We start from the raw sequence: 26307 nt of genomic DNA on the forward strand, positions 1-26307 counted from the left end.
GGTGGCCGGCCGTACCCGGGCCGGATGGCGGCACGCTGGTGACCCGGAGTCAGTAGTCGATGCGGTCGGCCTTGGCCAGCCACGCGTCGAACGGGGCCGTCCGGTGCGGCAGGTCCAGCTGCTCGACCCGGGTCGGCCACATCGACTGGGGCTTCTTCTCGAACAGGTCGTAGAACTTGCGGTCGTCGAAACCGGCGGCCGCGGCGTCGTGCCGGTCGGCGCAGTAGACGATCCGGTCGACCCGCGCCCACAGCGCGGAGGAGAGACACATCGGACACGGCTCGCACGAGGTGATCAGAGTGCAGCCCTCCAGCGAGAAGGCGTCCAGCTTTCTGCAGGCGGCGCGCATCGCGCTCACCTCGGCGTGCGCCGTCGGGTCCAGGGTCGCGGTGACCTGGTTGTTCCCGAGGGCGACGATCTCGCCGTCCTTGACGACCAGGGCGCCGAACGGACCGCCGCCGTTCGCCACGCTGGTGGTGGCCAGCCGGATCGCCTCGTCCATCCAGACACGCTCGAGGTCCTGGATGCTCTCTTCTTGGGTCTGCGCTGTCACGATCACTTCTTTCGGAGAGGGTGGGATGTCCCGAGGGCTCTTCCCGTGCGGGGCCTCACGCCCGGGGTGACTGGCTTACCCCGCGGCTGCCGCTTCGAGACCGGCTCGGCCGGCGCGTCCGCGGGGGTGTTCACGGTCCGAGGCCGCAGATGTGCGCTCCGGTGCGGCCGGAACGCGGGCCGGCTGCAGCCCCGTCGCGTCGCGGACGGCGTTCACGATCGCCGGAGCGACGGAGACGGTGGGCGGCTGGACGACGGGGCGCGGATGCGGCCGTCCTCTGCCTCGGTCTCCTCCATGAGGGCGAGGCCGATCCCCTGTGCGGAACCGCCGTGGATCCGCCCGGCGACGGCGTCCGAGGTGATCGCCCTGCGCACGTCCCGTGCTGCTGATGCCGGTCGTCACGCCGGTTCCGCCCGCGACCGGCGTCGCGCCCGGACGCCGAGCCTCAGCGTCCAGCGCGTCCGCCCAGGTGGCGGGTCGGAGGAAGTCCACGGCACCATCCCTTGCTTCGTTCAGCCCGTGTGAGGAGTACACCGCCACCGGAGCGGAGTCAGCCAGGGGTGGAAGCCATGAGACATCGGCTGGGCCGGGACCGGGTCTTTGTAGACACCTACAAGAGGGGGTTGTTGGGGGATGTGACCGCTGGGTGAGCCGGGGTGTGAGGGCCGGGGGTGTGACGGCGCGAGGGAGCGGGCCCGAGGGCGCGAGGGGCGGGGTGACGGCGCGAGGCGGCAGAGGCGAGGCCAACGGGGTGGCGGCGCCGGGTCCGGGGGCGGGCGCCGGGCCCCGGTTCGCCGGACGGCGCAGGATCGTTCGGGGGACGGCTCACGGACGCCTCAGGCTCCCGCGGGTGCACCCTTCCGCTCGTCCAGCGGCTCGGGGGCGACGCCGCTCTCCGGCCCGGAGCCGTCGGTGCCGCCCGGCTCGGAGCCGTCGGTGCCGCCCGGCTCCGGGACGGCGTAGAAGCGCATGAGGACGGGGCGTGCGCCTTCGGGGGCCTCCTCGCGCGGGTGGCCGTAGCGCTCCAGCAGTGCCTGGTACTCGCGCATGAACTCGAGGAGTTCTGCCTTGGTCAGCCAGGTGCCGTGGCGCTGGACCTGGGCCCAGCCCTCGGGGCCGCGGTACTCCTCATGGGCGCGGCGGTACAGAGCGGTGTCGAAATCGATCTTCAGCCGGGCGAGTCGGGCGGCCGCCTGGTACTCCTCGGGGGCCATCGTGGCCGGGTCGGGCGTCGTGTGCCGGAAGGGCAGCGCCCGCCACCAGCGCTCGCGCCCGCCGGACTTCTCCGGGATCTCCTCGATGAGCCGCTGCTCGGCGAGCTTGCGCAGGTGGTAGCTGGTGGTGCCCGAACTCTCGCCGAGTTCGCGGGCGAGGACGGTGGAGTTCGCCTGGCCGTGCCGGCCGAGGTAGTCGAGGATCCGGCGGCGCAGGGGGTTGCCGAGGGATTTGTAGAGGGCGGTGCGCTCCAGGCTGGTCATCTCGGGCAGGCCGTCGGTCATGCCGCCACGGTAACCCTGAGAACCCCGAGAAGCCCCCGAGATCTGCCGAATTTTCTTTGCAGAGATTTCTCTGCAGTCTATGGTGGAGGCAGTCGGAGAGACGTGAGGGGGGAGCCATGCGGAAGAGGTGGCCCTTGGTCCTGCTGGGCGCGGCGGCGGTTCTGCTGGTGCCGTGGACGGTGGTCCTGGCCGTGACCCTGCCGGGCAGCACCGAGGTGGACCACTGGCAGGTCGCCTGGGTCGGCCTCGACGTCCTCATGACGGCGGGGTGCGCGGCCACGGCCCTGCTCGGCCTGCGCGGCGACGCGAGAGCCCGCCTGACGGCCTCGGCGACGGCGTCGGTGGCGGTGCTGGACGCCTGGTTCGACATAACGACGGCGGGCACGGGCGCCCCATTGGCCGAGGCGCTGCTGTGCGCGCCGGCGGAGGGCGCGCTGGCGGGGGCGTGCGTGTGGCTGGCGATGGGCCGGTGGGCGGGGCGACCGGCGCTGAGCGACAGAGGCGGGGGCCCGGACAACGGCTGACCTGGGACGACCGCCGGCCCAGGCCCCCCGGCAGAGAGCGCAGTCGGCGCCGGCCCGCGCCGACGAGGCGACGGGGGGGACGGGGGGGGAAGGGGGGGGAAGGGGGGAAGGGGGGAACGGGGGGAACGGGGGGACGAGGCACTGGAGCTGTTCGCCTGCCACTCCCTGCGGGACGAGAAGCCGGCCGAGTACGTCCCGGCGCACGCCCGCTGCCGGAGCGCGGGTCAGCCCGGAGGACGGCCGGCAGGCGTGGCGCCCGCGCATGACGCCGGACCGCCACGCCGGGAGGTCACGGGGGTGGCGGTACCGGCGGCGCGCCGGGTTCTGGTCAGCCCCGCCGGGCCGCGGAGTCGGCCGTGCCGGACTTCTCGTCCTGCTCGGCCCCGGGCTCCGGGGGCTCCTTGAAGTCGACCCTGTTCATGTGCTTGCTCATCGACTTCATCAGGCCCCACACGGCCAGGGCCATCACCGCGAAGACGATGAAGCCGAGGACACCGGGGGTGACCTTGTTCTGGTCGAGGTCGGCGAGGGGGACGAGGTGCGTCACTGCCAGGCTCACGCTTGCGCTCATGTCAGGCATTGTCCCGGATGCCCGCGAAGAGGTCGTCCTCGGGGAGGGAAGTGTCGACGAGCGACTTCGCCAGCTCGTACTCCTCCGTCGGCCAGACCTCCTTCTGCAGCTCCATCGGGACGCGGAACCAGCCGCCGTCGGGGTCGATCTGCGTGGCGTGCGCGATCAGCGCCTTGTCGCGGATCTCGAAGAAGTCCGCGCAGGGGATGTGCGTGGTCAGCGTGCGCTCGGTGCGCTCCATCTCGCTCCAGCGCTTGAGCCACTCCCCGTACGGCGACTCCAGGCCGCGCTCCAGCATCGCGTTGTGCAGGGCCTCGGTGCGGGGGCGGTTGAAGCCCTGGTTGTAGTACAGCTTCAGCGGCTGGTAGGCGGGTCCGTACTCGGCCTCCGGGTACTTCTCGGTGTCCGCCGCGCCCTCGAACGCCACCATGGAGATCTTGTGGGTCATGATGTGGTCGGGGTGCGGGTAGCCGCCGTTCTCGTCATAGGTGGTGATCACCTGCGGGCGGAAGGCGCGGATCTTGCGCACCAGCTCGCCGGCCGCCTTGTCGACGTCCTCCAGGGCGAAGCAGCCCTCGGGCAGCGGCGGCAGCGGGTCGCCCTCCGGCAGGCCGGAGTCGACGAAGCCCAGCCACTCCTGCTTGACCCCGAGGATCTCCCGGGCCTCGTCCATCTCCTTCTTGCGCACCTCGTGGATGTGCTCCTCGATGTACGCGTCGCCCTGCAGCTTGGGGTTGAGGATGGATCCGCGCTCTCCGCCGGTGCACGTCACCACCAGCACGTCCACCCCCTCGGACACGTACTTCGCCATGGTGGCCGCGCCCTTGCTCGACTCGTCGTCGGGGTGCGCGTGAACGGCCATCAGTCGCAGCTGGTCAGTCAAGACTCAATCCTCGGTCATGTCGGCGCCCCGTGGTCCCGGCGCGATCGGCGGCTTCTATAGTGACGGAATCGGGGGGCGAATAATTCCGGGACCGGTCCCTGCGGAGAGGACGATCATGAGTACGGCGAGCACGCGACTGCCCGAGGGCCGCTACGGCCGTTCCTCGGACGAGCGTGCCGACCACAAGCTCAGGATCGCCGGCGCGGTGTTCGCCGCCGCCCTGCTCGCACTGGTCGCCTACTTCGCCTACCACTACGTCGTGGAGAGCAGGATCAGCGCCCAGGTGATCGCCTTCGACGCCACGGACGACGCGGTGAAGGTGCATCTGGAGGTCCACAAGGACTCCGGCGCCGCGGGCTACTGCACCCTGCGCTCCCAGGCGGCGGACGGTTCCGAGGTGGGCCGGGCCGACTTCCGCTTCACCGGGCCCGCCACCCGCATCGACAAGGTCGTCACGCTGCGTACGACGGCGAAGGGCACCACGGCCGAGCTGCTCGGCTGCCATACCGGCTGACCCGGGACCGGACACTCCCCGCTTCACCCGGAATACGTAGACGCTGACCTGCGTTGATGCGAGTGTGATGGCTTATGTCCTCCCCCTTCCGGCCTTGAATTGTTAGGCTCGTGGTTTCGCCCACCCGAGAGGGAACATTCTTCTGGGTAGGGCGATGCTTTGTATTCCCAGTACCGACGAGGAGCACCCTGTGACCCAGACCAGCGAGAACGTCACCTGGCTGACCCAGGAGGCGTACAACAAGCTCAAGGACGAGCTTGAGTACCTTACTGGTCCTGCGCGCACGGAGATCGCCGCCAAGATCGCGGCCGCGCGCGAGGAGGGCGACCTGCGCGAGAACGGCGGGTACCACGCGGCCAAGGAGGAGCAGGGCAAGCAGGAGCTGCGCGTGCGCCAGCTGACCCAGCTTCTCGAGAACGCCAAGGTGGGCGAGCCGCCAGCCGCGGACGGTGCCGTCGCGCCGGGCATGGTCGTCACGATCGCCTTCGACGGTGACGAGGACGACACGCTGACGTTCCTGCTCGCCTCCCGTGAGTACGCGAGCGCCGACATCGAGACGTACTCGCCGCAGTCCCCGCTGGGCGCCGGCGTCATCGGCCACAAGGTCGGCGAGGACGCGGAGTACGAACTGCCGAACGGCAAGAAGGCCTCGGTGAGGATCCTGAAGGCCGAGCCGTACTCGGGCTGACCCCCACCCGTTGTGACCTCGGGCCCCCGGTGTCCGCCGGCCTGTGCCGGACACCGGGGGCTTCGCCGTGTCCGGGGCCGTCGGCGAGGCGCCCCCGCCCGGGCCGGGGCCTTTACTCCATGACCGTGTAACCGGCGTCCCGCAGGGCCTGGCCGACCTCGGCGCAGTGCACCGGGCCCTTGGTCTCCAGGTGCAGCTCCACCTCCGCCTCCGTGAGCCCGAGCCGCGGATCGGTTCGTACGTGGCTCACGTCGAGGACGTTGGCGTCCACCGCCGACAGCACCCCGAGGAGCGTGGCGAGCGCGCCCGGTCGGTCCGTCAGCCGCAGCCGGACCGCCAGGTAGCGGCCCTGCGCGGCCATGCCGTGCCGCAGCACCCGCTGCATCAGCACCGGGTCGACGTTCCCGCCGGAGAGCACGGCGACGACCGGGCCCTCGAAGGCGCCCGGCGCGGCCAGCAGCGCCGCGACCGGGCTCGCCCCGGCGGGCTCCACGACCAGCTTGGCCCGCTCCAGGCACAGCAGCAGCGCCGCCGACAGCTGGTCCTCGCTGACCGTGCGCACCTCGTCGACCAGGTCCCGGACGAGCCCGAACGGCACCACGCCGGGCCGCCCCACCTTGATGCCGTCGGCCATCGTCGCCGGGTTCCGCACCGACACCGGGTGCCCGGCGGCCAGCGAGGGCGGGTAGGCCGCCGCGCCCTCCGCCTGGACGCCCACGACGGTGACGTCCGGCCGGATCGCCTTCACCGCCACCGCGATCCCGGCCGCGAGCCCGCCGCCGCCGATCCCGACGACGATCGTGCGCACCTCCGGGCACTGCTCCAGGATCTCCAGGCCGACCGTGCCCTGACCGGCGATGATGTCCGGGTGGTCGAAGGGGTGGATGAACACCGCGCCGGTCTCGGCCGCGTACTCCTCGGCGGCCGCCAGCGTCTCGTCGACCACCTGGCCGTGCAGGCGCACCTCGGCGCCGTAGTCGCGCGTGGCGCTGATCTTGGGCAGTGGGGCGCCCTTCGGCATGAACACGGTGGAGTGCACGCCGAGCAGCGAGGAGGCCAGCGCCACGCCCTGCGCGTGGTTCCCGGCGCTCGCCGCCACCACCCCGGCCGCCCGCTGCTCCGGCAGCAGCCCGGCGATGCGCACATAGGCGCCGCGCAGCTTGAACGAGCCGGTCCGCTGAAGGTTCTCGCACTTCAGCTGCACCGGCGCGCCGACCAGCTGGGACAGGTGCCGGCTGCCCTCCATGGCGGTGGTGCGGGCCACGCCCGAGAGCATCTTCTGCGCCCCTCGCACGTCGTCGAGGGTGACGGAACGCAAGGAGTCAGCCGTGCGGTAGCTCATGACTCCAGCATCGCAGTCCGCGCTCGCGGACGGCTGGTGTGACCAAGCTCCGAGACCGGCTTTGTGCAGCGCCGGTACGGCCCGCCGCCGAGCCGCGTACCCTGTCCCCCAACCAGCAGCCCTTCATGAAGCGAGCCTCCGGCCATGCCCACAACACCTGAAATGTCGATGGACATGACGACCGTCGGTGACACCGGTCTTCTCGACACCCTCCAGCACGAGGTGGCGGTGTTCGCCCGCCGTGCCGAACAGACGCGGCTCGGCGGGGTCGGGCAGGTGCGGAACTCCATGGACCGCGCGGCGTATCTGCTGCTCAACCGCCTCGACCGGGAAGGCCCGATGGGCGTCAAGGCGCTCGCGGCGAGCATGGGCATCGACTCCTCCACGGTCACCCGGCAGGTGGCTCCGCTGGTCGACACCGGGCTCGTCAAGCGGACCTCGCACCCCGAGGACGGGCGCGCGGTGGTCCTTCAGCTCTCCCCGCGCGGGGCGGCCCGCCTGGAGGAGGTGCGCTCCTCGCGGCGCCAGCTGATGGCCGAACTGACGCAGGACTGGGCGCCGGAGGAACGCGAGCACTTCTGCACGCTCCTGACCCGCTTCAACCGCGCGCTGTCCGCGCGGATGTCGGTGCAGGGCACCCCGTCGGCGGAACAGCCCCCGGCGTCCTGAGCTACGGCGGCCGCCTCGGGCGCCGCGGCGCCGCTCGTGCGGACGGTACGGGTCCCGAGTCTTGACCCCGGGCCGCCGCTGGCCTCATATGAGACCGGGTCCTGTGTCGTACGCGGTTCACCCTTTCCCGTACCGGACGGGGTCCCTCGAGGGGGAGGCGCGGTGCGTGATCGGCAGGTGTCCCGAGCTACCCGCCGGGCCCGGGAGTTCGAGGCGTTCGTCGCGGGCGCGGCCGGACGTCTGCTGCATGCCGCCACGCTGATGACCGCGGAGGCCCCCGACGCCAACCCGCGCGCCCGGCGCCTGCTGACGCTCGCGCTCGCCCACACCTACGCCCGCTGGGACCGGCTGCACGGCGAGGATCCGTACGACTGCGCCCGCCAGTACCTCGCCACCCGCTTCGCGCGCACGGCCTGGCACCGGTACGGCGCGTTCGGCCGCGCCCGCCCGGACCCGCGCAGCCCGCTCGCCGCGCTCACCCCGCAGGAACGGCTGATCCTGGTGCTGCGCCTGTACGAAGGCGTCGCCGAGGAACAGGCGGCGGCCCTGCTCGGCCTGCCCGCGGAGCGCGTGCACACCATCTGCGACCGCGCGACGGCCGGCCTCCTCCACCCGCCGAGCCCGCCCAGGCCGCGCACGGCGGGCCGGGAGGTGGCGCCGTCATGAGGGGGCGGCACGCCGAGCGCACAAGGAGGCCACGGTGAACCGGCCGCAACGGGAGGCCGCCGCGCGGCAGATCATGGAAAACGCCCCGGCGCCGATGCCGCCGGACCTGTACGCGGAGGCCGTGCGCCGCGGCGAGCGCCTGCTGCGGCGCAGGCAGTTCGTCCGCCGGGTGCTGTGGCTGCTGGCCTGCGCCGCGGCCGTCGCGTTCAGCGTGTGGGCCGCCCGGGTGCACCCGTGGACGACACCGCCCTCCCAGACGACTCCGCCGATCACCGGGTGGTGAGCACAAGGCTGCCGGTGGCCGACGGGTCGACGGGGGGGGACGGACGCGCGGGGCGGTCAGGCCAGGGCCTGCTGGAGGTCGGCGAGCAGGTCGTCGACGTTCTCGATGCCCACGGACAGGCGCACCAGGTCGCCGGGGACCTCCAGGGCGGAGCCGGCCGCGGAGGCGTGGGTCATCCGGCCGGGGTGCTCGATCAGGGACTCGACGCCGCCGAGCGACTCGCCGAGGGTGAACACCTGGGCGCGGTTGCAGACCTCGACCGCGGCCTGCTCGCCGCCCTCGACGCGGAAGGAGACCATGCCGCCGAACGCCTTCATCTGCTTCGCGGCGACCTCGTGGCCGGGGTGCTCGGGCAGGCCCGGGTAGAGGACGCTGGTCACGCGCGGGTGCCGGGTGAGCATCTCGGCGATCCTCTCGGCGTTCTCGCTGTGCCGGTCCATGCGCACCGCGAGGGTCTTGGTGCCGCGCAGCACCAGCCAGGAGTCGAAGGGGCCGGCGACGGCGCCCATCGCGTTCTGGTGGTAGGCCAGTTCCTCGCCGAGGCCCTGGTCGGAGACGATCAGCGCGCCGCCGACCACGTCCGAGTGGCCGCCCATGTACTTGGTCAGGGAGTGGACGACGACGTCCGCGCCGAGCGACAGCGGCTGCTGCAGGTAGGGCGTGGCGAAGGTGTTGTCGACGACGAGCCTGGCGCCCGCGTCGTGGGCGACGGACGCGACGGCCGCGATGTCGGTGATGGCGAGCAGCGGGTTGGAGGGGGTCTCCACCCAGACGGCCTTGGTCTTCGGGGTGATCGCGGCCCGTACCGCGGCCGGGTCGCTGGTGTCGGCGACCGACCACTCCACGCCCCAGCGGGAGACGACCTTGGCGAAGAGGCGGAAGGTGCCGCCGTAGGCGTCGTTGGGGATGACGACGTGGTCGCCGGGGCTGAGCAGCGTGCGCAGCAGGCAGTCCTCGGCCGCCAGTCCGGACGCGAACGCGAGGCCGCGGCGGCCGCCCTCCAGCGCGGCGAGGTTCTCCTCGAGGGCGGTGCGGGTGGGGTTGGCGCTGCGGCTGTACTCGTAGCCGCCGCGCAGCCCGCCGACGCCGTCCTGCTTGTAGGTCGAGACCTGGTAGATCGGCGGGACGACCGCGCCGGTGAGGGGATCCGCGGTGTTGCCCGCGTGGATCGCGAGGGTCTCGAAGTGCTGACTGATGTGCCTGTCGCTCATGTGCACCGAGCGTAGTGCGCCTGGCCGGATGCTGACGCCCGCCGGGCGGATGCGGGGCCGAAGGAAGGGTTGTCATGATCGGGACCGGAGTTGTCCACAGGCCCGCGGCGAGGTTGGCCAAGTGCCGGCGGCGTCTGGTTCGCTTGGGGCATGGCGATTCTCTGGCTGCTGATGGCGCTGCTCATGCTGAGCTTCGTGCTGCTCTCGGTCGTGCGGCGCAGGCGCGGGGTGATCCAGCAGGTTCCCCCGGGACACCCGGACGCCGCCGATCCGGCGGCGTACGGCTTCGTGCGCCAGGAGGAGCTGGACGTGCGCGTGCCCGGCCCGGACCCCGACCTGCTGGACGTCCTGGAGCTGGTGCAGCGCACGCAGGACTATCGTGCGGCCTCCCAGCTGCTGGCCGGCACGGAGACGGCGGGCGAGCTGCGCTGGCAGCGGGTGCAGGCCTTCGCGGGCGCGGCCGCGCTGGAGCTGCAGCAGCGGCCCGGCGGGGTGCACGAGACGCCGGGCGGCCAGTGGCTGCGGGTGTGGCGGGCCGAGCAGCCCAAGGACCCGGGCTGCACCGCCGTCTACGCGGAGTTCCTGGTGCAGCAGGCCTGGCGGACGTCGACGCCGGGCACGGACGAGTTCCGGATCATCATGGAGGAGGCCCGGGACGTCTGCGCGCAGGCCGCGCTGGCGGCCCCCGGCGACCCGGTGCCGTACATCGTCGAGCTGTCCATCGCCCGTGGACTGGCCTATACCCAGGCCGAGTTCGACCAGCTGTGGCTGAAGATCCTGGACCGCGCCCCGCAGCACATGGGCGCGCATCTGGCCGCCCTGCACTACTGCTGCGAGAAGTGGCACGGCTCGCGCGAGCAGGCGTACGCCTTCGCGGAGGCCGCCGCGGCCCGCGCCCCGGAGGGCTCGCTGCTCGCCGCGCTGCCGCTGTTCGCCGTCTTCGAGCACCTCCCCGAGGTGAACCTGGTGGCGGGCTTCTACCAGAGCGAGGTCGTCACCAAGGCGATGCACGGCGCCCTGCACGCGGTGCACTCGGCCCGCCCCGACGACCCGATGCTCGCGCACGTCCGCCATCTGCTGATCTTCTTCCTGGTCCGCGCCGAGCGCTGGCACGAGGCCATGCACCAGCTCATACACGTCGACGGGCACGTCGGCGCGCTGCCCTGGGCGCTGTCCGCCGACCCGGCCGCCGAGTTCGCCCTCTACCGCGCCCTGGCGGTGGCCGGTTACGAGGCGAACGGAGGCACCCCGGCCGGCCTCCCGGGCTGATCCCGGCCCAGCCCGGCGCGGTGACGGTCCGGGACGCGGTGACCCCGGTGACGGCCCACGGCGCGGTGGCCCGGTGGAGGTCCGGGGCGCGGTGACCCCGGTGACGGCCCACGGCGCGGTGGCCCGGTGGAGGTCCGGGGCGCGGTGACCCCGGTGACGGCCCACGGCGCGGTGGTCCGGTGGGGGCCCAGGGCGCGGTGGCCCGGTGGGGGTCCGGGGCGCGGTGGTCCCGGTGGCGGGCGGCGGTGCCGGGTAATTCCGGCGACGGCGGCGGCCCCTGTCCCGTACATTCGCCGTTCGCGGCGACGGAGCCGGACGGTGAGGGGGAGGAAACCGGATGAGCACGTTCCTGATCGGTGGCGGCTGGGACACGGCGGAGGTGTACGAGCCGTTCGTCCGCGCGGCCGGAGGGGACCGGCGGATCGGGTGCCTGATCGTCGACGAGGGGGACGGGGCCGCGCAGTTCGAGCGGTATGCCGGAGCGCTGCGGAAGGCGGGGGCGGACACGCCGGTGCCGCTGCTCGTGCCGCTCGGCGGCCGGTTCGAGCCGGAGGCCGCGCTGGAGGGCATCGACGGGCTGCTGGTGTGCGGCGGGCTGACGCCCGCGTACCAGGAGGCGCTCGCCGGCTGCCTGCGGCGGCTGCCGGAGCTGCTCGGCGAGCGCGGGATGCCGTACGCCGGGTTCTCCGCCGGCGCGGCCGTGGCCGCGCGGCACGCCGTGGTCGGCGGCTGGCTGGTGGACGGGGTGCCGGTGTGCCCGGAGGAGACCGGGGAGGACCTGGCGGAGGTCGAGACCCGGGCGGGACTCGGGCTGGTGCCGTTCGCGGTGGACGTCCACGCCGCCCAGTGGGGGACGCTCCCCCGGCTGATCGCGGTGGTCGCGCGGGGCGCGGCGCCGTACGGGGTCGCCGTGGACGAGAACACCCTGCTGGAGGTGGCGGACGGCCGGGCCCGGGTGACGGGGACGGGCCGCGCCCACGTCGTACGGCCGGGCGGCGGCGGAGCCGTCCTCGTGCGCTCCCACCGCGCCGGGGAGTCGTTCCCCGTCGAGTAGGACCCGGCGTCCGGCAGCGCCGCTCGGCTGAGCCGCGCCGCTCGGCTGCGCCGTGCCGCACCCCGGCCCGCCGCCTCACCGGTCCTGGATCAGATCGTCGCCGTGTCGATCACGAAGCGGTAGCGGACGTCGCTGGCGAGCACCCGCTCGTACGCCTCGTTGATCTGGCCGGCGCTGATCAGCTCGATCTCGGCGCCCAGGTTGTGCTCGGCGCAGAAGTCGAGCATCTCCTGGGTCTCGGCGATGCCGCCGATCATCGAGCCGGCGAGGGTCTTGCGGCCGCCGATCACCGAGAACAGGTTGAGGGAGATGGGCTCCTCGGGGGCGCCCACGTTCACCAGCGCGCCGTCCACCTTCAGCAGCGACAGCAGTGCGCCGAAGTCCATCGGCGCCGAGACGGTGGAGAGGATCAGGTCGAAGGTGCCGGCCAGCTCCTCGAAGGTCTTCGGGTCGCTGGTGGCGTGGTAGTGGTCGGCGCCCAGCTTCAGGCCGTCGTCCTTCTTGCGCAGGGACTGCGACAGGACGGTGACCTCGGCGCCCATCGCGTGCGCGATCTTGACGGCCATGTGGCCGAGGCCGCCGAGGCCGACGACGGCGACCTTCTTGCCGGGGCCGGCGTTCCAGTGCCTGAGCGGCGAGTAGGTGGTGATGCCGGCGCACAGCAGCGGGGCCGCCACGTCCAGGGACAGGCCGTCCGGGATGCGCACGACGTAGTTCTCGTCGACGACGATCTTCTCGGAGTAGCCGCCGTAGGTGGGCTTGCCGTCCCTGCCGACGGCGTTGTACGTGCCGACCATGCCCTTGACGCAGAACTGCTCCAGGCCGTTGCGGCAGTTCTCGCACTCGCGGCAGGAGTCGACCATGCAGCCGACGCCGACGCGGTCGCCGACGGCGAACTTCGTCACACCGGGGCCGACCTCGGAGACGACGCCCGCGATCTCGTGGCCCGGGACCATCGGGAAGATCGCCTCGCCCCAGCCCTCGCGGGCCTGGTGGATGTCGGAGTGGCAGATGCCGGCGAACTTGATGTCGATCAGGACGTCGAACTCGCCGACCGCGCGTCGCTCGATGGTCGTCCGCTCCAGCGGAGCCTTCGCGGCGGGGGCGGCGTACGCAGCAACAGTGGTCATGCCGGGTTCTCCTAGCAGGTGGTCCGTGCCCAGCCGCCTTCCGGCCGGGTACGCGGTCCAGCCTGCCCCGGTCCGCGAGGCTCACCCAGACCACGCTGTTGCGTACGACCGCCGTGCCTACCACTGGCGGGGTCAGGCTCACGCGCGTACCACCAGGAATACTGGACGTATGGAACGAAGGGACTCGGCGCAGGAAGCCATGGCCACCGCAGGGCACGCACTGGACCGGCGGGCCGAGCTGAGCGAGTTCCTGCGCAGCCGGCGGGCCCGGCTGAAGCCGGAGGACGTGGGCCTGCCGGAGTTCGGGCGGCGCCGGCGGGTGCCGGGGCTGCGGCGCGAGGAGCTGGCGCAGCTGGCCGGCGTGTCGGTGGCGTACTACACGCGCCTGGAGCAGGGCAACGGGCGGAACGTCTCGGCGGAGGTGCTGGACGCGATCGCGCGGGCGCTGAGGCTGTCGGACGCCGAGCACGCGCATCTGACGCATCTGGCCAAGCCGAAGTCGCACAAGAAGAAGCCCGCGGCACGGCAGCAGCAGGTCCGCGTCGCGCTGCGGCAGCTGCTGGACACCATGGACGGCGTGCCGGCGTACGTCGTGGGGCGCCGGGCGGAGATCCTCGCCTGGAACCGCATGGCGGCGGCGCTCTTCGGCGACTGGGCGGAGCTGCCGCCGGCGGAGCGGAACTGGGCGCGGCTGACGTTTCTGCGGCCGGACTACCGGGAGCTGTTCGTCGAGTGGGAGCAGAAGGCGATCGACATCGTCTGCGCCCTGCGCATGGACGCGGGCTGCCACCCGGACGACCCGAAGCTGTCGGCGCTGGTGGGTGAGCTCTCGGTCAAGAGCGAGGAGTTCCGCCGGCTGTGGGCGACGCACGACGTCAAGGAGAAGAACCACGGCCTCAAGCGTCTGCACCATCCGCTGGTGGGCGACCTCTCGCTGCACTTCGAGTCGTTCCGGCTGACGGACGACTCGGAGCAGTCCCTGGTCACGTATCACGCCGAGCCGGGTTCGCCGTCCGCCGACTCCCTGCGGCTGCTGGCCAGCTGGGGCACGGACGCGGCCCGCGCGGTGCCTTCGTCCTGACAGCCGTGAGGGGCACCCGGAGCCCGTGCTCCGGGTGCCCCTCACCTCACGCGGCGGGCGCTGCGGCTCACTTGCCGAAGTACGCGTCGTAGATCGTGATCTTCGACGTGTTGCCCTTCTTGTCGGTGATCTCGGAGCGGAAGGAGACGGACTTGCCCTTCGCCGGGTTCTTCACCGTGATCTTCCCGCCGCGGACGTCGACCTTCTTGAAGGTCTTGCCGTCGTAGGAGACGTACACGGTCAGGGACTTGAGGTTGCCGCCGGCTGCGGCGCCCTCGACGGTGACCGGGAAGGTGACCGTCCGCCCGGCCGGGACCGTGCTGTCCAGGCCGGTCGCGGCGCCGTAGTGCAGCGCGGAGGCGGGGAGCTGGACGGCGCCGGAGACCTTCTTGGAGCGGAAGGTCCAGGCGGCGTCGATCCGCGAGGACGCCCGGGCGACCTTCGCCGAGCGGGTGACCGAGGTGGTCAGCCGGTACGCGGCGTCCCCGGCCGGGACCTTGAACGTCGCGTCGCCGAGCAGCGGGTCCTCGTTGGAGCCGACCTTGGTGCCGTCGCGGTACAGGGTCGTGCGCACCGAGGTGAACTCCGAGTACCCGGGGTGCCTGACGGAGTCGGCGAACAGCGGCAGCGAGCCGTAGATGTCGTTGCCGTCGCGGAACAGGCCGAGGTCCTTGCCGACGTGCGGGCCGAAGACGGCGGTGTTCACGGTCCTGGTGTAGCTGTGACCGGCCTTGAAGGAGGACTCCCCGACCGAGTATCCGGCGTCGGCGATGGGGAATCCGTCCTGGTCCCTGCCGCCGTACTGGGTGAAGTCCAGGTTCCACAGGACCCCGCCGGCCGTGGACAGGTGCAGGGTGCGGGTGCCGGGCAGCTTCTGCGCGATGTCGATGGAGGAGGCGCCCACGCTGTCGGGGAGCCAGCCGACGGCGCTGATCGAGCCGGTCTTGCCGCCTGCGGAGGCACCGAGGCGGGCCTTGACGGTGGCCAGTTCACTCGCCTTGTAGTGCTTGGTGTAGCCAGTGGCGAGCTGCCGGACCGGGCCGCCGGAGGTGACGTCGTACTCCTCGCTCGCGCCCTTGGTCCAGTGGGCGTCCCACTGCTGCAACAGCCGGCCGGCGGGCAGCTTCGGACCGATGTGGGCGGTGCGGAAGTTCTTGTACGAGTCGAGGAACCAGCTGTAGGTGTAGGTGGCGTCGCCGCTGGTGATCTGGTAGCCGGGGCAGGCGAACTGCGATGTCGCGCCCGTGGCCGGGACGGTGATGTCGACCGGCCGGGCCTTGCGCGCGTCGATCGTGATGGTCTGCTTCTTGGTGACGGTCAGCGACGGCTGGGCGATCCAGTCGACGCCCTTGACGCCGTCCTTGTCCACGGAGACGGCCGAGTTGAGGATGTAGGTGCCCTTGGGCAGGCGCGCCTTCACCGTGCCGGACGGGTCGTACGGGCTCACGTCCGTGCCGCTCCCGAGGCCGGAGAGGCCGGCGAGGTCGGCGGTGTAGTACTTCGCGGGCTTGCCACCCCGGTTGACGACCTTCAGCGTGACGTCGTACGACTCCACCTCGCGCTGCACCGCGGCGCCCGTGCGGACCGTCTGGCCGGCGCCGGTCGCGGTCACGTACGCGGAGTAGGCGCCGTCGAGGGTGCCGCCCAGCTTGGTGTTGGCGGTGAGGGCGACGGAGGCCTTGCCGTGCGCCGGCACGGTCAGCCGGGTCGCGCCGAGCGTGAAGAAGCCGGCCGGCGCCGCGTGGCCCTTGGGGTCGAGGCCGGTGCTGCTCAGGGTGAGCGTGACGTCCTTGTCGCCGAGGTTGCGGTAGGTCACCTTCCTGGTGACCGGCTTGTCGTCGGTGTGCGGCCACTGCTGCACGCCGAAGCTCACCGACACCGGGTCGGCGATGACGGTCTGCTGGTAGGCCTTGTCCACCGCGATACGGCCCGCGCCCTGCTGGTACGGCGTGTAGTTGCCGCCCTTGGCGGAGCCGGTCAGCGCGCCCTTCAGCTCGGCGTAGCCCCAGTCGGGGTGCTCCTGCTTCAGGATCGCGGCGGCGCCGGCGACGTGCGGGGTGGCCATCGAGGTGCCGGAGATGGTCAGGTAGCCCTCGGGCTTCTCGCCGACCTCCTGGTCGATGACGCTGCCCTTGGCCGCGGCGGCGGTGATGTCCACGCCGGGGGCGGTGACGTCGGGCTTGATCGCGCCGTCGCCGATCCGCGGGCCGGTGGAGGAGAAGTCGGCGAGCCTGTCCTTCTTGTCGACGGCGCCGACGGTGAGTGCGGCGTCCGCGCTGCCCGGTGAACCGATCGACTGGGGGCCGTCGTTGCCCGCGGCGATCGCGAACAGGATGCCCTTGGTGGCGGAGAGCTTGTTGACCTCGGCCTCGAGCGGGTCGATGCCGGGGCTGTCGTAGCCGCCGAGGCTGAGGTTGACGACGGAGGCGCCCTGCGAGGCCGCCCACTCCATGCCGGCGAGGATGCCGGAGTCGTCGCCGGAGCCGGTGTCGTCCAGCACCTTGCCGTTGAGGATCCTGGCGTCCGGGGCCACACCCTTGTACTTGCCGCCCGACTTGGCGCCGGTGCCCGCCACGATGGAGGCGACGTGGGTGCCGTGCCCGTAGTGGTCGGTGGCGTCGGCGGCGGAGGTGAAGTTCTTGGAGGCGATCACCTGGTCCTTGAGGTCCGGGTGGCTGGTGTCCACGCCGGTGTCCAGGACGGCGACCTTCACGCCCTTGCCGGTGTAGCCGGCCTTCCATGCGACCGGCGCGCCGATCTGCGGCACGGACTTGTCGAGGGAGGCCTTGCGGACGCCGTCGAGCCAGACGTGCGCGATGCCGGAGGCGGCCCGGCCGCCGTCGGTGACGGCGTGCCAGAGCGCGGCGGTGTCCCTGACCGGTGTCTGCACGGCGTCGGCGTCGAGGGCGCTCAGGCTGCGCCGCAGATGACTCGCGTTCCGGACGCCGGCCTTGGCGGAGGCGGCGGAGCCGCGGTAGCCGACGATGACCTTCAGGCCGTCCTTCTGGGCCCGGCGGGTGGCGGCCTTGTTCAGTTCGGTGACGTCGAACAGGCGCTGGTCCAGCGTGCCGGAGGCGACCAGGTGGGCCGCGTCGACCGGGACGACCAGCGTGTGGCCCTCGGTCCGGCGGACCTGGAAGGGTATGTGCTCGCGGCCCTTGGCCCGCTGCAGGCCGACGATCCGGCCCTTGGCGTCGAGGGCGACGCGGTCTCCGGTGATCAGGGTGACATGGGTCTTCGCGATGAGCGCGGAGGCGGCGGTGCGCTCCGCGGGCTTCGCCGACGCCGGGCTGGTCATACCCGCTGCGAGAGCGACGGCTGCGGCCGTGGCCACGGTGGCCGCGGCAGCCCTTTTCACTTGTCTGCGCAAGTTCTCCCCCTGGAGATGAGGTACCGGGTGAATTCCCCGTTCACCCGGCCGGGGGGTGGACTCGTACGCATATACGACAACCCCCCGGGATCACGCAGTATGCCGGGGGGTGATCAGACGGCTCAACAGATGAGAGGACGGTAAGAAAGAGTGACGGGAAACTGTTACGCCGCCTGCGGGCCACCGTTACACAACCGCGAAGTGGGCGGACCGCGGGCGGTGTTGAGGCGTCAGGCGCCGGCGTTCTCCCTCACCGTCATCCTGCCCTTGCGGATGGTGGCCAGGCGCGGGGCCTTCCGCGCGATCGCGGAGTCGTGGGTGACCATGACGAAGGTCAACCCGTGCGCCTTCCACAGGCGTTCGAGCACGTCCATGATCTCGTCCCGCATGCCCTCGTCGAGGTTGCCGGTCGGTTCGTCGGCGAGCAGCACCTTGGGCTTCTTGACGACGGCCCGGGCGATGGCGACGCGCTGCTGCTGGCCTCCGGACATCTCGCCGGGGAGATGGTGCAGGCGTTCGCCGAGCCCGACGGAGTGCAGGGCCTCCGCGGCGAGTTCGCGGCGTTCCCCGGCCTTGATGCCGAGGGGGACGAGGGCCGTCTCCACGTTCTCCTGGGCGGTGAGCGTGGGGATGAGGTTGAAGGACTGGAAGACGAAGCCGATGTTCTCGCTGCGGACCCTGGTCAGCCGGGCCTCGCTGAGCCCGGCCAGGTCGGTGCCGTCCAGCACGACCTCGCCGGAGGTGGGCCGGTCGAGGCCGCCGAGCATCTGCAGGAGGGTGGACTTTCCGCCGCCGGTGGGACCCTGGATGACGAGCCGGTCCCCGTCGCCGATGGCCAGGTCCACGCCGTCGAGGGCGTGGACGGTGTCCTTGCCCCTGGTGTAGCGCTTGGTGACGTTTCTGAGTTCGTACATGGTGGCTCCTGGGTGGGTGGGGTTCGGGGGGCGCGCCGACGCCGGCTACTCGACGCGGCGCAGTGCGTCCGCCGGGCGCAGGCGTGAGGCGCGCCAGCCGCCGAACGCGCCCGCGATGAGGCCGCCGGCCACCGCGAGTCCCACTGCCAGGACGATCGTCGTCACGCTGACCGGAGCCGTGAGAGCGACCTGAAGGGTCTTCGCCGCCGCGCGGCCGGGGCCCCCGAAGTCCCCGCCTGCGCCGGGACCGCCGCCGAAGCCCCCTCCCGTGGAGCCCAGTTGGGCCTGGAGCGTCGGGCTGACCGCCGTCACCGCGTACGCGCCCGCGAGGCCGAGGGCGATGCCGAGGACGCCGCCGACCAGGCCGTTGACCATGGCCTCGCCGACCACCTGCCGGGTCACCCGGCCCGACTTCCAGCCCAGCGCCTTCAGCGTGCCGAACTCGCGGACGCGGCGGGAGACCGCGGAGGAGGTGAGCAGCCCGGCGACGAGGAACGCGGCGACCAGCACCGCGATGGAGAGCCACTTGCCGACCTTGGTGGCGAGGGAGGAGGCGGTGGACAGGGAGCCGGAGACCGTCTTGGCGAGGTCGGCGGAGGTGGTGACCGTCGTACCGGCGACGTTCTTCTGGATGGCGCTCTTGACGCTGTCGATCTGCTGCGAGTCGGTCGCCTTGACGTAGATCGTGGTGATCTTGTTCTTCTCGTCGGCGAGGGTCTGCGCCTGCTTCAGCGGGATGTACAGGTTGGCCGCCGAGTCGCCGCTGTTCGCGGTGGCGATGCCGATCACCGTGAACCTGGTGCCCTTGATGGTGACGGTGGAGCCGACCTTGTACTTCTTCTCCTTGGCGTACGCCGAGTCGGCCACGGCCACCTCGGCGTTCGTCTCGGTGGTCCTGAAGGTACGGCCGCTGGTGATCTTCGAGGAGGTCAGCGGGCCGATCCCGGTATGGGTGACGTCGGTGCCGAACACCGTGAACTGGTTGAGGCCGAAGTCGGCGCCGCCGCCCTTGACCTCGCCCTGCGGCGCGCCGGTGGCGCCGCCCCGCTGGAACCCTCCGGCGCCGCCGCTCTGCTGGAACTGGCCGCGGGTGAACTGGCCGCTGACCCGGAACACGTTGAGGCTGAGCCCGCCGACGGCCGATGACACGCCCTTCTGCCCGGCGACCTCGGCGACCGTGGAGGAGGCGAGGGTGGTGAAGCCCTGCACCCGCACCCGGTCGCTGCTCTGGGTGGACTTGTCGTCGTTGTCGCGCGCCCCGAACTGGAAGCGGGGCTGCTGGGACCCGGCGGCGGCCGGCGTGGCCGCCTTGGTGACCGTCATGTCCGTACCCAGGCCGTACAGCGACTGCAGGACCTTGTCCTGGGCCTTCCCCATACCGCTGGACACGGAGTTGACCACGATGACCAGCGCGATGCCCAGCGCGAGGCCGGAGGCGACGACGAGGGCCGCCTTTCTGCGGCGGCGCAGTTCGCGCCTCAGGTAGGTGAAGAACATGGCCTGCAAGCTAGGGACGGACCCTGACGACACGCTAAGGCCGGAATAAGAGATGCATGAGAAGGCTCACGGGCGCGCCGGCGAAGGCTCGGCGGTCCCCGGAAACACCGGTGCCGCCCTCGCGGGGGCGGCACCGGCGAAGCTGTGGACGGGCTGTCAGACGGCCGAACCGGCCTTCCACTGGGCCCAGCTCATGTTCCAGCCGTTGAGGCCGTTGTCCGGGGCGACCGTCTTGTCGCCGGTGTTCTGGACGACCACCACGTCACCGATCAGGGAGTGGCTGTAGAACCAGGCGGCCGGGGTGTTCGGGTCGCCGGCGCCCTTGACGTCCCGCAGGCCGACGCAGCCGTGGCTGGTGTTGACGTTGCCGAAGACGGAGGGCGCACCCCAGTAGTTGCCGTGGATGAAGGTGCCGGAGGTGGTCAGGCGCATGGCGTGCGGCACGTCCTTGATGTCGTACTCGCCCTTGCCGTCGGAGTCCTTGAAGCCGACCGTCGCGCCGTTCATCCGGGTCTGGGTGAACTTCTCGGAGATCACCATCTGGCCCTCGTACGTGGTGTGGTCGGGGGCGCCCGCGGAGATCGGGATGGTCTTGACGACCTTGCCGTCCTGCGTGACCTTCATCTGCTTGGTCTTCGCGTCGACGTAGGAGACCTGGTTGCGGCCGATGTGGAAGGTGACCGTCTTCTGCTGGACGCCGTGGATGCCGGGCGCGCCCTCGACGCCGTCGAGCGCCAGCTTGAGGGTGACGGTGGAGCCTTCCTTCCAGTACTGCTCCGGGCGGCAGTCCATGCGGTTGGCGTTGAACCAGTGGCAGGCGACCTCCTGGCCGCTGCTGGAGGTGACCGTGACGCCCTTCTGGACGGCGGCCTTGTTGGTGATCGCCTTGTCGAAGTTGATCGAGACGGGCATGCCCACGCCGACCGTGGCGCCGTCGTCCGGTGTGAAGGTGCCTATGAAGCTGTGGGCCGGGGCGACCGTGGTGAAGGTGGCGTTCTCGTGGGCTGTGCGGCCCTGCGAGTCCTTCGCCTCCGCGGCGACCTTGTAGGTGGTCGAGCGCTCCAGCTGCACGCTGGGCTTCCAGCTCTTCTTGTCGGCGGAGAGCTGCCCGGCGACGGCCTTGCCGTCCTGCGTGGTGAGGGTGACGCCGGTGAGGGTGCCCTTGCTGACCGTGACGATGCCGGAGTTGTTGATCGACGCGTTGTCGGAGCCGTCCTTCGGCGAGACCGTGATCTGCGCCTCGGAGGACTTCTTCGCCGCCGCCGCGTCGGCCTCGGCCTGCGAGCCCTTCCCGTTGTCGGACGCCTTGGCGTCGCCGCCGCCGGAACAGCCGGTGAGGGCCAGAACACCGCCGAGCAGAGCGGACGCGGCCATCAGGCCCCTGCGCCGCTTACTGTCCGTCATCACACGCTTCTCCATCGTTGCCGATTCGCCGAAAACCCCGAGTTTCCCCGTGAGAACGTTCAACGCTACGTCCGTACCGCCCCGTTCCCCCTCCCCTGGATCTGTGGGGCACACCACGTCCAGGGGCGTGCGGGTGGTGCGGGAGCCGGTCCGTGCGTCCTCTGAGACGACGAAACCCCGGACGGCGGTTGCCGTCCGGGGTCTTGGGTGCCCCCGGGACGCTCAGCCGATGCCGTCCTCTTCCTCGCCGTCCTCCTCATCATCCTCGTCCAGTTCCCACTCGGGCGAGTCCGGGTCGTAGTCGACCCGCTCGCTCGACCAGGACGCCTGCTGCAGATCCACCCCGGGCACCTCGCTGACCAGGTCGAACGGGTCGACGAGATAGGCCAGGGCCTCCGCGGTGTCTTCCGTCACAGCTCCCTCGGCCTGCGTCCGCTCGGCCGGCGGCAGCGCCGGATCGGCGGCGATCCGGCGCAGCGCGGCCTTGCTCAGCTGGTCCTCGTCCTGCACCTCGAGCACCAGCTCCACCCGAAGCCGTACAAACCGTGATGTCTCTTCAGCGTTCATGGCGGGAGCGTACGGCCGAAACCCCCCGTGACTTTCCTGTGACCCGCGTCTTTCACTAACATCGCTGCCCACGGCCAATTCGCCAGCGTCACAAGGGGATCGATATTCCGTGTCATCCGCTCGCCGTCCGCTGCTGACCGCCACCGCCGCGGGCACCCTGCTGTGCGCCCTGTGGTTCGTCCCGTCCGCGAACGCGTCACAGGACACCTCGGCGAGAGCGAACGCGGAAACCTCCGCCACGCATCTGACGCAGCAGGCCAGGGCCGTGACGGCGGCAGCCGACGAGGACGGTCCCGAACTCGCCGACACCGGAAGCCCCGACACCACGCCGTACCTCGTCGGCGGCACCCTCTTCCTCGGTCTGGGCGCCGGTTTCGTGGTCTATTCGGTGCGCCGCGAACGCATGGGCTTCTGATTTCCCTTGACGCTCCTTTGACGGTCACGGCCGCGAAAGCGCTCGGCGCCGCCGAGTTGAAGAAGCTGGTCACCACCGACGGCGAGGTCCCCGGATACACGGTGGGGCCGGTGCCGCGTGCCGGCCGCCGGCCCGCGTGACGAGCGGCCTTCCGCCGGCCGACGCGGCGGCCCGGACCGATCGTCCGGCGACACAGGACGAGAAGAAGACCCCGGCGGCCCGGCCGACCTCCCTGGAGGACCTCGACGAGGGCGCGTTCGAGGAGGCGATGCACACGTCGCCGGAGGGCGTCGAGGCCCGGCGGGCCAGGCTGAAGTGACACGGCAGCAGGCAGGGGCCCCGCGCACGGCGGGGCCCCTGCCGTCGTGCCGGGACGTCACTGCAGCGGGCCGGTGACCGCCTCCACCGCGGCGACGAGGTGCCCGCCGCGCACGAACGCGTCGGCGGCGGCGAGGTCGGGCGCCAGGAACCGGTCCGGGCCCGGACCCTGCACTCCGGCGGCGCGCACGGCCTCGATGACGGCCCGGGAGGCGGGCGCCGGGGTGAGGCCCTCGCGCAGCTCGATGGCGCGGGTGGCCGCGTACAGCTCGATGGCGATGATCCGGGTCAGGTTGTCCACGGCCGTGCGCAGCTTGCGCGCGGCCGACCAGCCCATGGACACGTGGTCCTCCTGCATGGCGGAGGACGGGATGGAGTCCGCCGACGCCGGTACGGCCAGCCGCTTCATCTCGCTGACCAGCGCGGCCTGCGTGTACTGGGCGATCATCAGCCCGGAGTCGACACCGGCGTCGTCGGCGAGGAACGGCGGCAGGCCGTGGCTGCGGTTCTTGTCCAGCAGCCGGTCGGTGCGGCGCTCGGCGATGGAGCCGAGGTCCGCGGCGGCGACGGCGAGGAAGTCGAGCACATAGGCCACGGGCGCGCCGTGGAAGTTGCCGTTGGACTCCACCCGCCCGTCGGGCAGGACGACCGGGTTGTCGACGGCGGAGGCCAGTTCGCGCTCGGCGACCAGCCGGGCGTGGGCCATCGTGTCGCGGCCGGCGCCGGCGACCTGCGGGGCGCAGCGCACGGAGTAGGCGTCCTGGACCCGCGGGGCGTCGTCCTGGTGATGCCCGGTCAGACCCGAACCCTTCAGCACGGCCAGCATGTTGGCGGCCGAGGCGCCCTGTCCCGGATGCGGCCGGATCGCGTGCAGCTCGGGCGCGAGCACCTTGTCGGTGCCGAGCAGCGCCTCCAGGCTGAGGGCGGCGGTGACGTCGGCGGACTTGTAGAGGGTGTCGAGGTCGGCGAGGGCCATGATCAGCATGCCGAGCATGCCGTCGGTGCCGTTGAGGAGGGCCAGGCCCTCCTTCTCGCGCAGCTCGACCGGCTGGATCCCGTGCTCGGCGAGCAGCTCACCGGCGGGCCGTACGACACCGTCGGGGCCCTCGGCGTCGCCCTCCCCCATGAGGGTCAGGGCGCAGTGGGACAGCGGGGCCAGGTCGCCGGAGCAGCCGAGGGAGCCGTACTCGTGCACGACCGGGGTGATCCCGGCGTTCAGCACGTCGGCCATGGTCTGCGCGACCTCGGGCCGGACGCCGGTGTGCCCGGAGCAGACGGTCTTCAGGCGCAGGAACATCAGGGCCCGTACGACTTCCCGCTCCACCCGCGGCCCCATGCCGGCGGCGTGCGAGCGGACGATGTTGCGCTGCAGCTGGGCGCGCAGTTCCTGGCTGATGTGCCGGGTCGCCAGGGCGCCGAAGCCGGTGGAGACGCCGTAGACCGGGTCCGGCTTGGCCGCCAGCGCGTCCACGATCTCGCGGGCCGCCGCGAGGGCCGCCACCGCCTCCGCCGACAGCTCGACACGGGCACCGCCGCGCGCCACGGCGAGCACGTCGGACGCCGTGACACCCGACGTCCCCACCACCACAGTGTGCATATCCATATTCAGGAGCGTACGCATTGAATGCGACGATGTCACTAGTGGGGAGCGGGGTTGACCCTTACCTCGGGATGTGGCCTTCGCCTCACGGCCGCCGCCCGCGGAACCGGCGCCGCTCGGCGGCCGCCGGGTGCGGCGGCTCGTCGGCCAGCCGCAGGACCGGATCCCCCGGGCCCTCCCGGCCCGCGACCACCGGCCGGTCCGCGCGCAGCGCCTTGGCCCGGTACTGGGCGGCGTCGGCGAGCCGGAACAGCCGCCGGGCGTCCTGCACCTCCCCGATCGGGTCGTCGGTGGAGGCGACCCCGCACGCCACCCCCTCGCCCAGCTCCAACTCCCCCGCCCTGCGGCACAGTTCATCGGCCGCCTTGACCACGTCGTCGGCGGGCGGCCCGACGGCCAGGAGACAGAACTCGTCCCCGCCGAGCCGCGCGACCAGCGCTCCCGGCACCATCGCCCCGCACAGCGACAGCACCGAGCCGAAGCGCTCCAGCAACCGGTCGCCGACGGCGTGCCCGAACGTGTCGTTGACCCGCTTGAGCCCGTTGAGATCGCACACCACCAGGCTGACGACCACGCCCTCCCTGCGGTGCCGCTCCACGGCCTCCCCCAGACGCACGTCCACGGCACGGCGGTTGGCGAGTCCGGTGAGCGCGTCGGTGTACGCCAGCCGGCGGGCCTCCTCCAGCCGCTCGGTCTGTGCGAGCCCGGCGGCGACGACGGCGGCCAGCACGGTGGCGAAGTCGGCGTCACCGCGGTCGAAGACGGGAGCGTCGACGGCACGGGCGACGTACAACTCCCCCCAGGCCCGGCCGTGCAGCACGACCGGCGCGACCACACAGCATCCCCGGCCCCGGCGGCGCAGGGCGGCGACCCGCTGATGGAAGTACCCCGGGGTGCCGGCGGCGGTCCCCTCGGCCGTCTCCACCCACGCGTTCGGCCCGCGCCCTCCGGCCCACCGCTCGTGCAGGAACTCGGTGATCTCCGGGAACTGGTGCACCGGATAGGCCTCGGACTCGGGGAACTCCTCCTCGTCCGGGCGCCGGTCCCCCACGTTCGCGAGGACCCGCAGCCGGCCCAGCTCCCGCTCCCACACCGACAGCGCGGCGAAGCTGCCGTCCAGCGCACGGCACGCGCCCCGCGCGGCGGCCTGCCACGAGTCCCGCGGGGTGCGCGCCGCCGCCATCCCCTGAGCCAGCGCCACGACTGCGGCCAGCCGCTTGTCCTCAGCCATTACTCCAGGTTAGGGAGGATCCGGGGTATTCGGGACATTGATGGGGCGATCAGATGGATGACGGCACGGCCACCGGGCCGGGGCCGGTCACTCCCCCGGCCACTGCGGCTTGCGCTTCTCGTTGAACGCCGCCACGCCTTCCGCCCGGTCCCCGGAGAAGGCCACGGTCCGCCAGGCCGCGTCCTCGACCTCCAGGCCGGCCCGGAGATCCAGCCCGTGCCCCAGCCGCAGCGCCCGCTTGGCGGCGCGCAGGCCGACCGGGGAGTTGCCGGCGATGCGGGCAGCCAGCTCCAGCGCCTCCTCGCGGTCCCGGCCCTCCTCCACCAGCCGGTCCACGAGCCCGAGTTCGGCAGCCTCCGCCGCCTCCACCCGCCGGGCGGAGAAGATCAGCTCGGCCGCGCGCGCCGCCCCGACCCGGCGCGGCAGCAGCTGCGTGCCGCCGCCGCCGGGGATCACACCCACGGACACCTCCGGCAGCCCCACCACCGCCGTGCGGTCGGCCACGATCAGGTCGCAGGACAGGGCCAGCTCGAACCCCCCGCCCAGCGCGAAGCCGTGCACCGCCGCGATCGACGGCATCGGCAGCTCCAGCACCCCGGTGTACGCCGCGCGCGTCACCGGCCGCTGCCGCCGCAGGTCCGCGTCGCTGAAGGAGTTCCGCTCCTTCAGGTCCGCCCCGACGCAGAACGCCCGCTCATGGGACGAGGTCAGCACCACCACGCGCGCGTCCCGGTCGGCGGCCAGCGCCGCGCACGCACCCGTCAGGGAGCGGGCCATCTCCGTCGAGACCGCGTTCATGGCCTTGGGCCGGTCCATCACCAGCTCCGCGACATACCCATGCCGCCGCACCAGCACGAACTCCCCGAACCGCTCCTCGCTCATGACACCCTCCGGCTCACGTGTTAACGCGGGTTAACGCACTTCCGGCCCGATCATCGCAGTCGTACCCGACCCCGGGAAAGTCCAGGGGGCTACACCCGTTCGAGTGACATCCCGGCCGTCTCGGCCCACATCGCCCACAGCACCGCATAGCGTGCGTCCGCCACTGCGGGGA

28 protein-coding genes are annotated in these 26307 nt (G+C 72.0%); 12 read left to right on the forward strand and 16 right to left on the reverse strand.

Annotated elements, in window-relative coordinates:
- Positions 1–49: 49 nt before the first annotated feature.
- The 3 genes from OG956_RS12910 to OG956_RS12920 form a co-directional block, all read right to left on the reverse strand.
- Positions 50–502 carry a nucleoside deaminase gene (locus OG956_RS12910; protein WP_330342823.1) on the reverse strand — a complete coding sequence of 151 codons (453 nt, stop codon included), beginning with the start codon at positions 500–502 and terminating at the stop codon, positions 50–52.
- A 263-nt stretch (positions 503–765) separates the two neighbouring features.
- Positions 766–927: a molybdopterin cofactor-binding domain-containing protein gene (locus tag OG956_RS12915; RefSeq protein ID WP_330338117.1), complete on the reverse strand. Its 162-nt coding sequence runs from the start codon at positions 925–927 to the stop codon at positions 766–768.
- 462 nt (positions 928–1389) lie between these two features.
- A complete protein-coding gene (locus OG956_RS12920; protein ID WP_330338118.1) occupies positions 1390–2052 on the reverse strand; it encodes an ArsR/SmtB family transcription factor in 663 nt (220 codons plus the stop codon).
- Between the two features lie 116 nt (positions 2053–2168).
- On the opposite strand from OG956_RS12920, the gene OG956_RS12925 reads away from it, so the two are divergent.
- Entirely contained in the window at positions 2169–2576 is a 408-nt protein-coding gene (locus tag OG956_RS12925; RefSeq protein ID WP_330338119.1) for a hypothetical protein, read from the forward strand.
- Between the two features lie 328 nt (positions 2577–2904).
- Here OG956_RS12925 and OG956_RS12930 read toward each other — a convergent pair whose 3' ends face one another.
- Positions 2905–3156, reverse strand: coding sequence for a hypothetical protein (locus OG956_RS12930; RefSeq protein ID WP_330338120.1), 252 nt, complete (start codon positions 3154–3156; stop codon positions 2905–2907).
- Positions 3149–4030 carry a mycothiol conjugate amidase Mca gene (gene mca / locus OG956_RS12935; RefSeq protein WP_330338121.1) on the reverse strand — a complete coding sequence of 294 codons (882 nt, stop codon included), beginning with the start codon at positions 4028–4030 and terminating at the stop codon, positions 3149–3151. The genes OG956_RS12930 and mca overlap by 8 nt, the downstream gene beginning before the upstream one ends.
- 115 nt (positions 4031–4145) lie before the next feature.
- Here mca and OG956_RS12940 point away from each other — a divergent pair, with 115 nt between their 5' ends.
- Both OG956_RS12940 and greA read left to right on the forward strand, forming a co-directional pair.
- Positions 4146–4544 carry a DUF4307 domain-containing protein gene (locus OG956_RS12940; RefSeq protein WP_330338122.1) on the forward strand — a complete coding sequence of 133 codons (399 nt, stop codon included), beginning with the start codon at positions 4146–4148 and terminating at the stop codon, positions 4542–4544.
- A 190-nt stretch (positions 4545–4734) separates the two neighbouring features.
- Positions 4735–5232, forward strand: a complete 498-nt coding sequence (gene greA / locus OG956_RS12945; RefSeq protein WP_330338123.1) for a transcription elongation factor GreA — start codon at positions 4735–4737, stop codon at positions 5230–5232.
- Between the two features lie 112 nt (positions 5233–5344).
- On the opposite strand, the gene ilvA is transcribed toward greA, so the two are convergent.
- A complete protein-coding gene (ilvA, locus tag OG956_RS12950; RefSeq protein ID WP_330338124.1) occupies positions 5345–6574 on the reverse strand; it encodes a threonine ammonia-lyase in 1230 nt (409 codons plus the stop codon).
- A gap of 162 nt (positions 6575–6736) precedes the next feature.
- Between ilvA and OG956_RS12955 the strand changes: the two genes are divergently transcribed.
- The 3 genes from OG956_RS12955 to OG956_RS12965 all read left to right on the forward strand — a co-directional run bounded on the left by OG956_RS12955 (position 6737) and on the right by OG956_RS12965 (position 8192).
- Positions 6737–7243, forward strand: a complete 507-nt coding sequence (locus OG956_RS12955) for a MarR family winged helix-turn-helix transcriptional regulator (protein ID WP_330342824.1) — start codon at positions 6737–6739, stop codon at positions 7241–7243.
- Between the two features lie 162 nt (positions 7244–7405).
- Positions 7406–7909, forward strand: coding sequence for a sigma factor-like helix-turn-helix DNA-binding protein (locus tag OG956_RS12960; protein ID WP_330338125.1), 504 nt, complete (start codon positions 7406–7408; stop codon positions 7907–7909).
- 34 nt (positions 7910–7943) lie between these two features.
- The gene (locus tag OG956_RS12965; protein ID WP_330338126.1) at positions 7944–8192 is read left to right on the forward strand and encodes a hypothetical protein; all 249 of its coding nucleotides are present in this window, start codon (positions 7944–7946) and stop codon (positions 8190–8192) included.
- Between the two features lie 56 nt (positions 8193–8248).
- Here OG956_RS12965 and OG956_RS12970 read toward each other — a convergent pair whose 3' ends face one another.
- The gene (locus OG956_RS12970; RefSeq protein WP_330338127.1) at positions 8249–9403 is read right to left on the reverse strand and encodes a cystathionine gamma-synthase; all 1155 of its coding nucleotides are present in this window, start codon (positions 9401–9403) and stop codon (positions 8249–8251) included.
- A gap of 150 nt (positions 9404–9553) precedes the next feature.
- Here OG956_RS12970 and OG956_RS12975 point away from each other — a divergent pair, with 150 nt between their 5' ends.
- Both OG956_RS12975 and OG956_RS12980 read left to right on the forward strand, forming a co-directional pair.
- Complete coding sequence (locus tag OG956_RS12975) at positions 9554–10672, forward strand: hypothetical protein (RefSeq protein WP_330338128.1); 1119 nt, start codon at positions 9554–9556, stop codon at positions 10670–10672.
- Positions 10673–11009: 337 nt separating this feature from the next.
- Positions 11010–11726 carry a Type 1 glutamine amidotransferase-like domain-containing protein gene (locus OG956_RS12980; protein WP_330338129.1) on the forward strand — a complete coding sequence of 239 codons (717 nt, stop codon included), beginning with the start codon at positions 11010–11012 and terminating at the stop codon, positions 11724–11726.
- Positions 11727–11815: 89 nt separating this feature from the next.
- On the opposite strand, the gene OG956_RS12985 is transcribed toward OG956_RS12980, so the two are convergent.
- Positions 11816–12856, reverse strand: a complete 1041-nt coding sequence (locus tag OG956_RS12985; RefSeq protein WP_330338130.1) for an NAD(P)-dependent alcohol dehydrogenase — start codon at positions 12854–12856, stop codon at positions 11816–11818.
- Positions 12857–13025: 169 nt separating this feature from the next.
- On the opposite strand from OG956_RS12985, the gene OG956_RS12990 reads away from it, so the two are divergent.
- Positions 13026–13937, forward strand: coding sequence for a helix-turn-helix transcriptional regulator (locus OG956_RS12990; RefSeq protein WP_330338131.1), 912 nt, complete (start codon positions 13026–13028; stop codon positions 13935–13937).
- Positions 13938–14004: 67 nt separating this feature from the next.
- On the opposite strand, the gene OG956_RS12995 is transcribed toward OG956_RS12990, so the two are convergent.
- From OG956_RS12995 to OG956_RS13015, 5 genes are all read right to left on the reverse strand, one after another.
- On the reverse strand, positions 14005–17235 hold the full coding sequence (locus OG956_RS12995; RefSeq protein ID WP_330338132.1) for a S8 family peptidase: 3231 nt from the start codon (positions 17233–17235) through the stop codon (positions 14005–14007).
- A gap of 302 nt (positions 17236–17537) precedes the next feature.
- Positions 17538–18221, reverse strand: coding sequence for an ABC transporter ATP-binding protein (locus OG956_RS13000; RefSeq protein WP_330338133.1), 684 nt, complete (start codon positions 18219–18221; stop codon positions 17538–17540).
- A gap of 45 nt (positions 18222–18266) precedes the next feature.
- Complete coding sequence (locus OG956_RS13005; RefSeq protein ID WP_330338134.1) at positions 18267–19718, reverse strand: ABC transporter permease; 1452 nt, start codon at positions 19716–19718, stop codon at positions 18267–18269.
- Positions 19719–19874: 156 nt separating this feature from the next.
- Positions 19875–21122, reverse strand: a complete 1248-nt coding sequence (locus tag OG956_RS13010; RefSeq protein WP_330338135.1) for a L,D-transpeptidase — start codon at positions 21120–21122, stop codon at positions 19875–19877.
- A 222-nt stretch (positions 21123–21344) separates the two neighbouring features.
- Entirely contained in the window at positions 21345–21689 is a 345-nt protein-coding gene (locus OG956_RS13015) for a hypothetical protein (RefSeq protein ID WP_330338136.1), read from the reverse strand.
- Positions 21690–21798: 109 nt separating this feature from the next.
- Between OG956_RS13015 and OG956_RS13020 the strand changes: the two genes are divergently transcribed.
- From OG956_RS13020 to OG956_RS13030, 3 genes are read left to right on the forward strand one after another with little or no spacing between them, the layout of a single operon-like run.
- Positions 21799–22104, forward strand: a complete 306-nt coding sequence (locus OG956_RS13020; RefSeq protein WP_330338137.1) for a hypothetical protein — start codon at positions 21799–21801, stop codon at positions 22102–22104.
- A gap of 17 nt (positions 22105–22121) precedes the next feature.
- The gene (locus OG956_RS13025) at positions 22122–22244 is read left to right on the forward strand and encodes a hypothetical protein (RefSeq protein WP_330338138.1); all 123 of its coding nucleotides are present in this window, start codon (positions 22122–22124) and stop codon (positions 22242–22244) included.
- Positions 22241–22423, forward strand: coding sequence for a hypothetical protein (locus OG956_RS13030; RefSeq protein ID WP_330338139.1), 183 nt, complete (start codon positions 22241–22243; stop codon positions 22421–22423). Before OG956_RS13025 ends, OG956_RS13030 begins: the two co-directional genes overlap by 4 nt.
- A gap of 57 nt (positions 22424–22480) precedes the next feature.
- Here OG956_RS13030 and hutH read toward each other — a convergent pair whose 3' ends face one another.
- From hutH to OG956_RS13045, 3 genes are all read right to left on the reverse strand, one after another.
- Positions 22481–24019, reverse strand: a complete 1539-nt coding sequence (gene hutH / locus OG956_RS13035; protein ID WP_330342825.1) for a histidine ammonia-lyase — start codon at positions 24017–24019, stop codon at positions 22481–22483.
- 88 nt (positions 24020–24107) lie between these two features.
- A complete protein-coding gene (locus tag OG956_RS13040) occupies positions 24108–25253 on the reverse strand; it encodes a GGDEF domain-containing protein (RefSeq protein ID WP_330338140.1) in 1146 nt (381 codons plus the stop codon).
- Between the two features lie 87 nt (positions 25254–25340).
- Entirely contained in the window at positions 25341–26135 is a 795-nt protein-coding gene (locus OG956_RS13045) for an enoyl-CoA hydratase/isomerase family protein (protein ID WP_330338141.1), read from the reverse strand.
- Between the last annotated feature and the right edge of the window lie 172 nt (positions 26136–26307).

Source organism: Streptomyces sp. NBC_00557 (assembly GCF_036345995.1).
Classification (GTDB): domain Bacteria; phylum Actinomycetota; class Actinomycetes; order Streptomycetales; family Streptomycetaceae; genus Streptomyces.

Excerpts from the sequence above, each read along its gene's own strand:
- OG956_RS12910 (WP_330342823.1), bottom strand. The coding sequence starts at position 502 with ATGGACGAGGCGATCCGGCTGGCCACCACCAGCGTGGCGAACGGCGGC.
- OG956_RS12920 (WP_330338118.1), bottom strand. The coding sequence starts at position 2,052 with ATGACCGACGGCCTGCCCGAGATGACCAGCCTGGAGCGCACCGCCCTC.
- OG956_RS12925 (WP_330338119.1), top strand. The coding sequence starts at position 2,169 with ATGCGGAAGAGGTGGCCCTTGGTCCTGCTGGGCGCGGCGGCGGTTCTG.
- OG956_RS12930 (WP_330338120.1), bottom strand. The coding sequence starts at position 3,156 with ATGCCTGACATGAGCGCAAGCGTGAGCCTGGCAGTGACGCACCTCGTC.
- OG956_RS12940 (WP_330338122.1), top strand. The coding sequence starts at position 4,146 with ATGAGTACGGCGAGCACGCGACTGCCCGAGGGCCGCTACGGCCGTTCC.
- ilvA (WP_330338124.1), bottom strand. The coding sequence starts at position 6,574 with ATGAGCTACCGCACGGCTGACTCCTTGCGTTCCGTCACCCTCGACGAC.
- OG956_RS12955 (WP_330342824.1), top strand. The coding sequence starts at position 6,737 with ATGTCGATGGACATGACGACCGTCGGTGACACCGGTCTTCTCGACACC.
- OG956_RS12970 (WP_330338127.1), bottom strand. The coding sequence starts at position 9,403 with ATGAGCGACAGGCACATCAGTCAGCACTTCGAGACCCTCGCGATCCAC.
- OG956_RS12975 (WP_330338128.1), top strand. The coding sequence starts at position 9,554 with ATGGCGATTCTCTGGCTGCTGATGGCGCTGCTCATGCTGAGCTTCGTG.
- OG956_RS12980 (WP_330338129.1), top strand. The coding sequence starts at position 11,010 with ATGAGCACGTTCCTGATCGGTGGCGGCTGGGACACGGCGGAGGTGTAC.
- OG956_RS12985 (WP_330338130.1), bottom strand. The coding sequence starts at position 12,856 with ATGACCACTGTTGCTGCGTACGCCGCCCCCGCCGCGAAGGCTCCGCTG.
- OG956_RS12990 (WP_330338131.1), top strand. The coding sequence starts at position 13,026 with ATGGAACGAAGGGACTCGGCGCAGGAAGCCATGGCCACCGCAGGGCAC.
- OG956_RS12995 (WP_330338132.1), bottom strand. The coding sequence starts at position 17,235 with ATGACCAGCCCGGCGTCGGCGAAGCCCGCGGAGCGCACCGCCGCCTCC.
- OG956_RS13000 (WP_330338133.1), bottom strand. The coding sequence starts at position 18,221 with ATGTACGAACTCAGAAACGTCACCAAGCGCTACACCAGGGGCAAGGAC.
- OG956_RS13005 (WP_330338134.1), bottom strand. The coding sequence starts at position 19,718 with ATGTTCTTCACCTACCTGAGGCGCGAACTGCGCCGCCGCAGAAAGGCG.
- OG956_RS13010 (WP_330338135.1), bottom strand. The coding sequence starts at position 21,122 with ATGACGGACAGTAAGCGGCGCAGGGGCCTGATGGCCGCGTCCGCTCTG.
- OG956_RS13015 (WP_330338136.1), bottom strand. The coding sequence starts at position 21,689 with ATGAACGCTGAAGAGACATCACGGTTTGTACGGCTTCGGGTGGAGCTG.
- hutH (WP_330342825.1), bottom strand. The coding sequence starts at position 24,019 with ATGCACACTGTGGTGGTGGGGACGTCGGGTGTCACGGCGTCCGACGTG.
- OG956_RS13040 (WP_330338140.1), bottom strand. The coding sequence starts at position 25,253 with ATGGCTGAGGACAAGCGGCTGGCCGCAGTCGTGGCGCTGGCTCAGGGG.
- OG956_RS13045 (WP_330338141.1), bottom strand. The coding sequence starts at position 26,135 with ATGAGCGAGGAGCGGTTCGGGGAGTTCGTGCTGGTGCGGCGGCATGGG.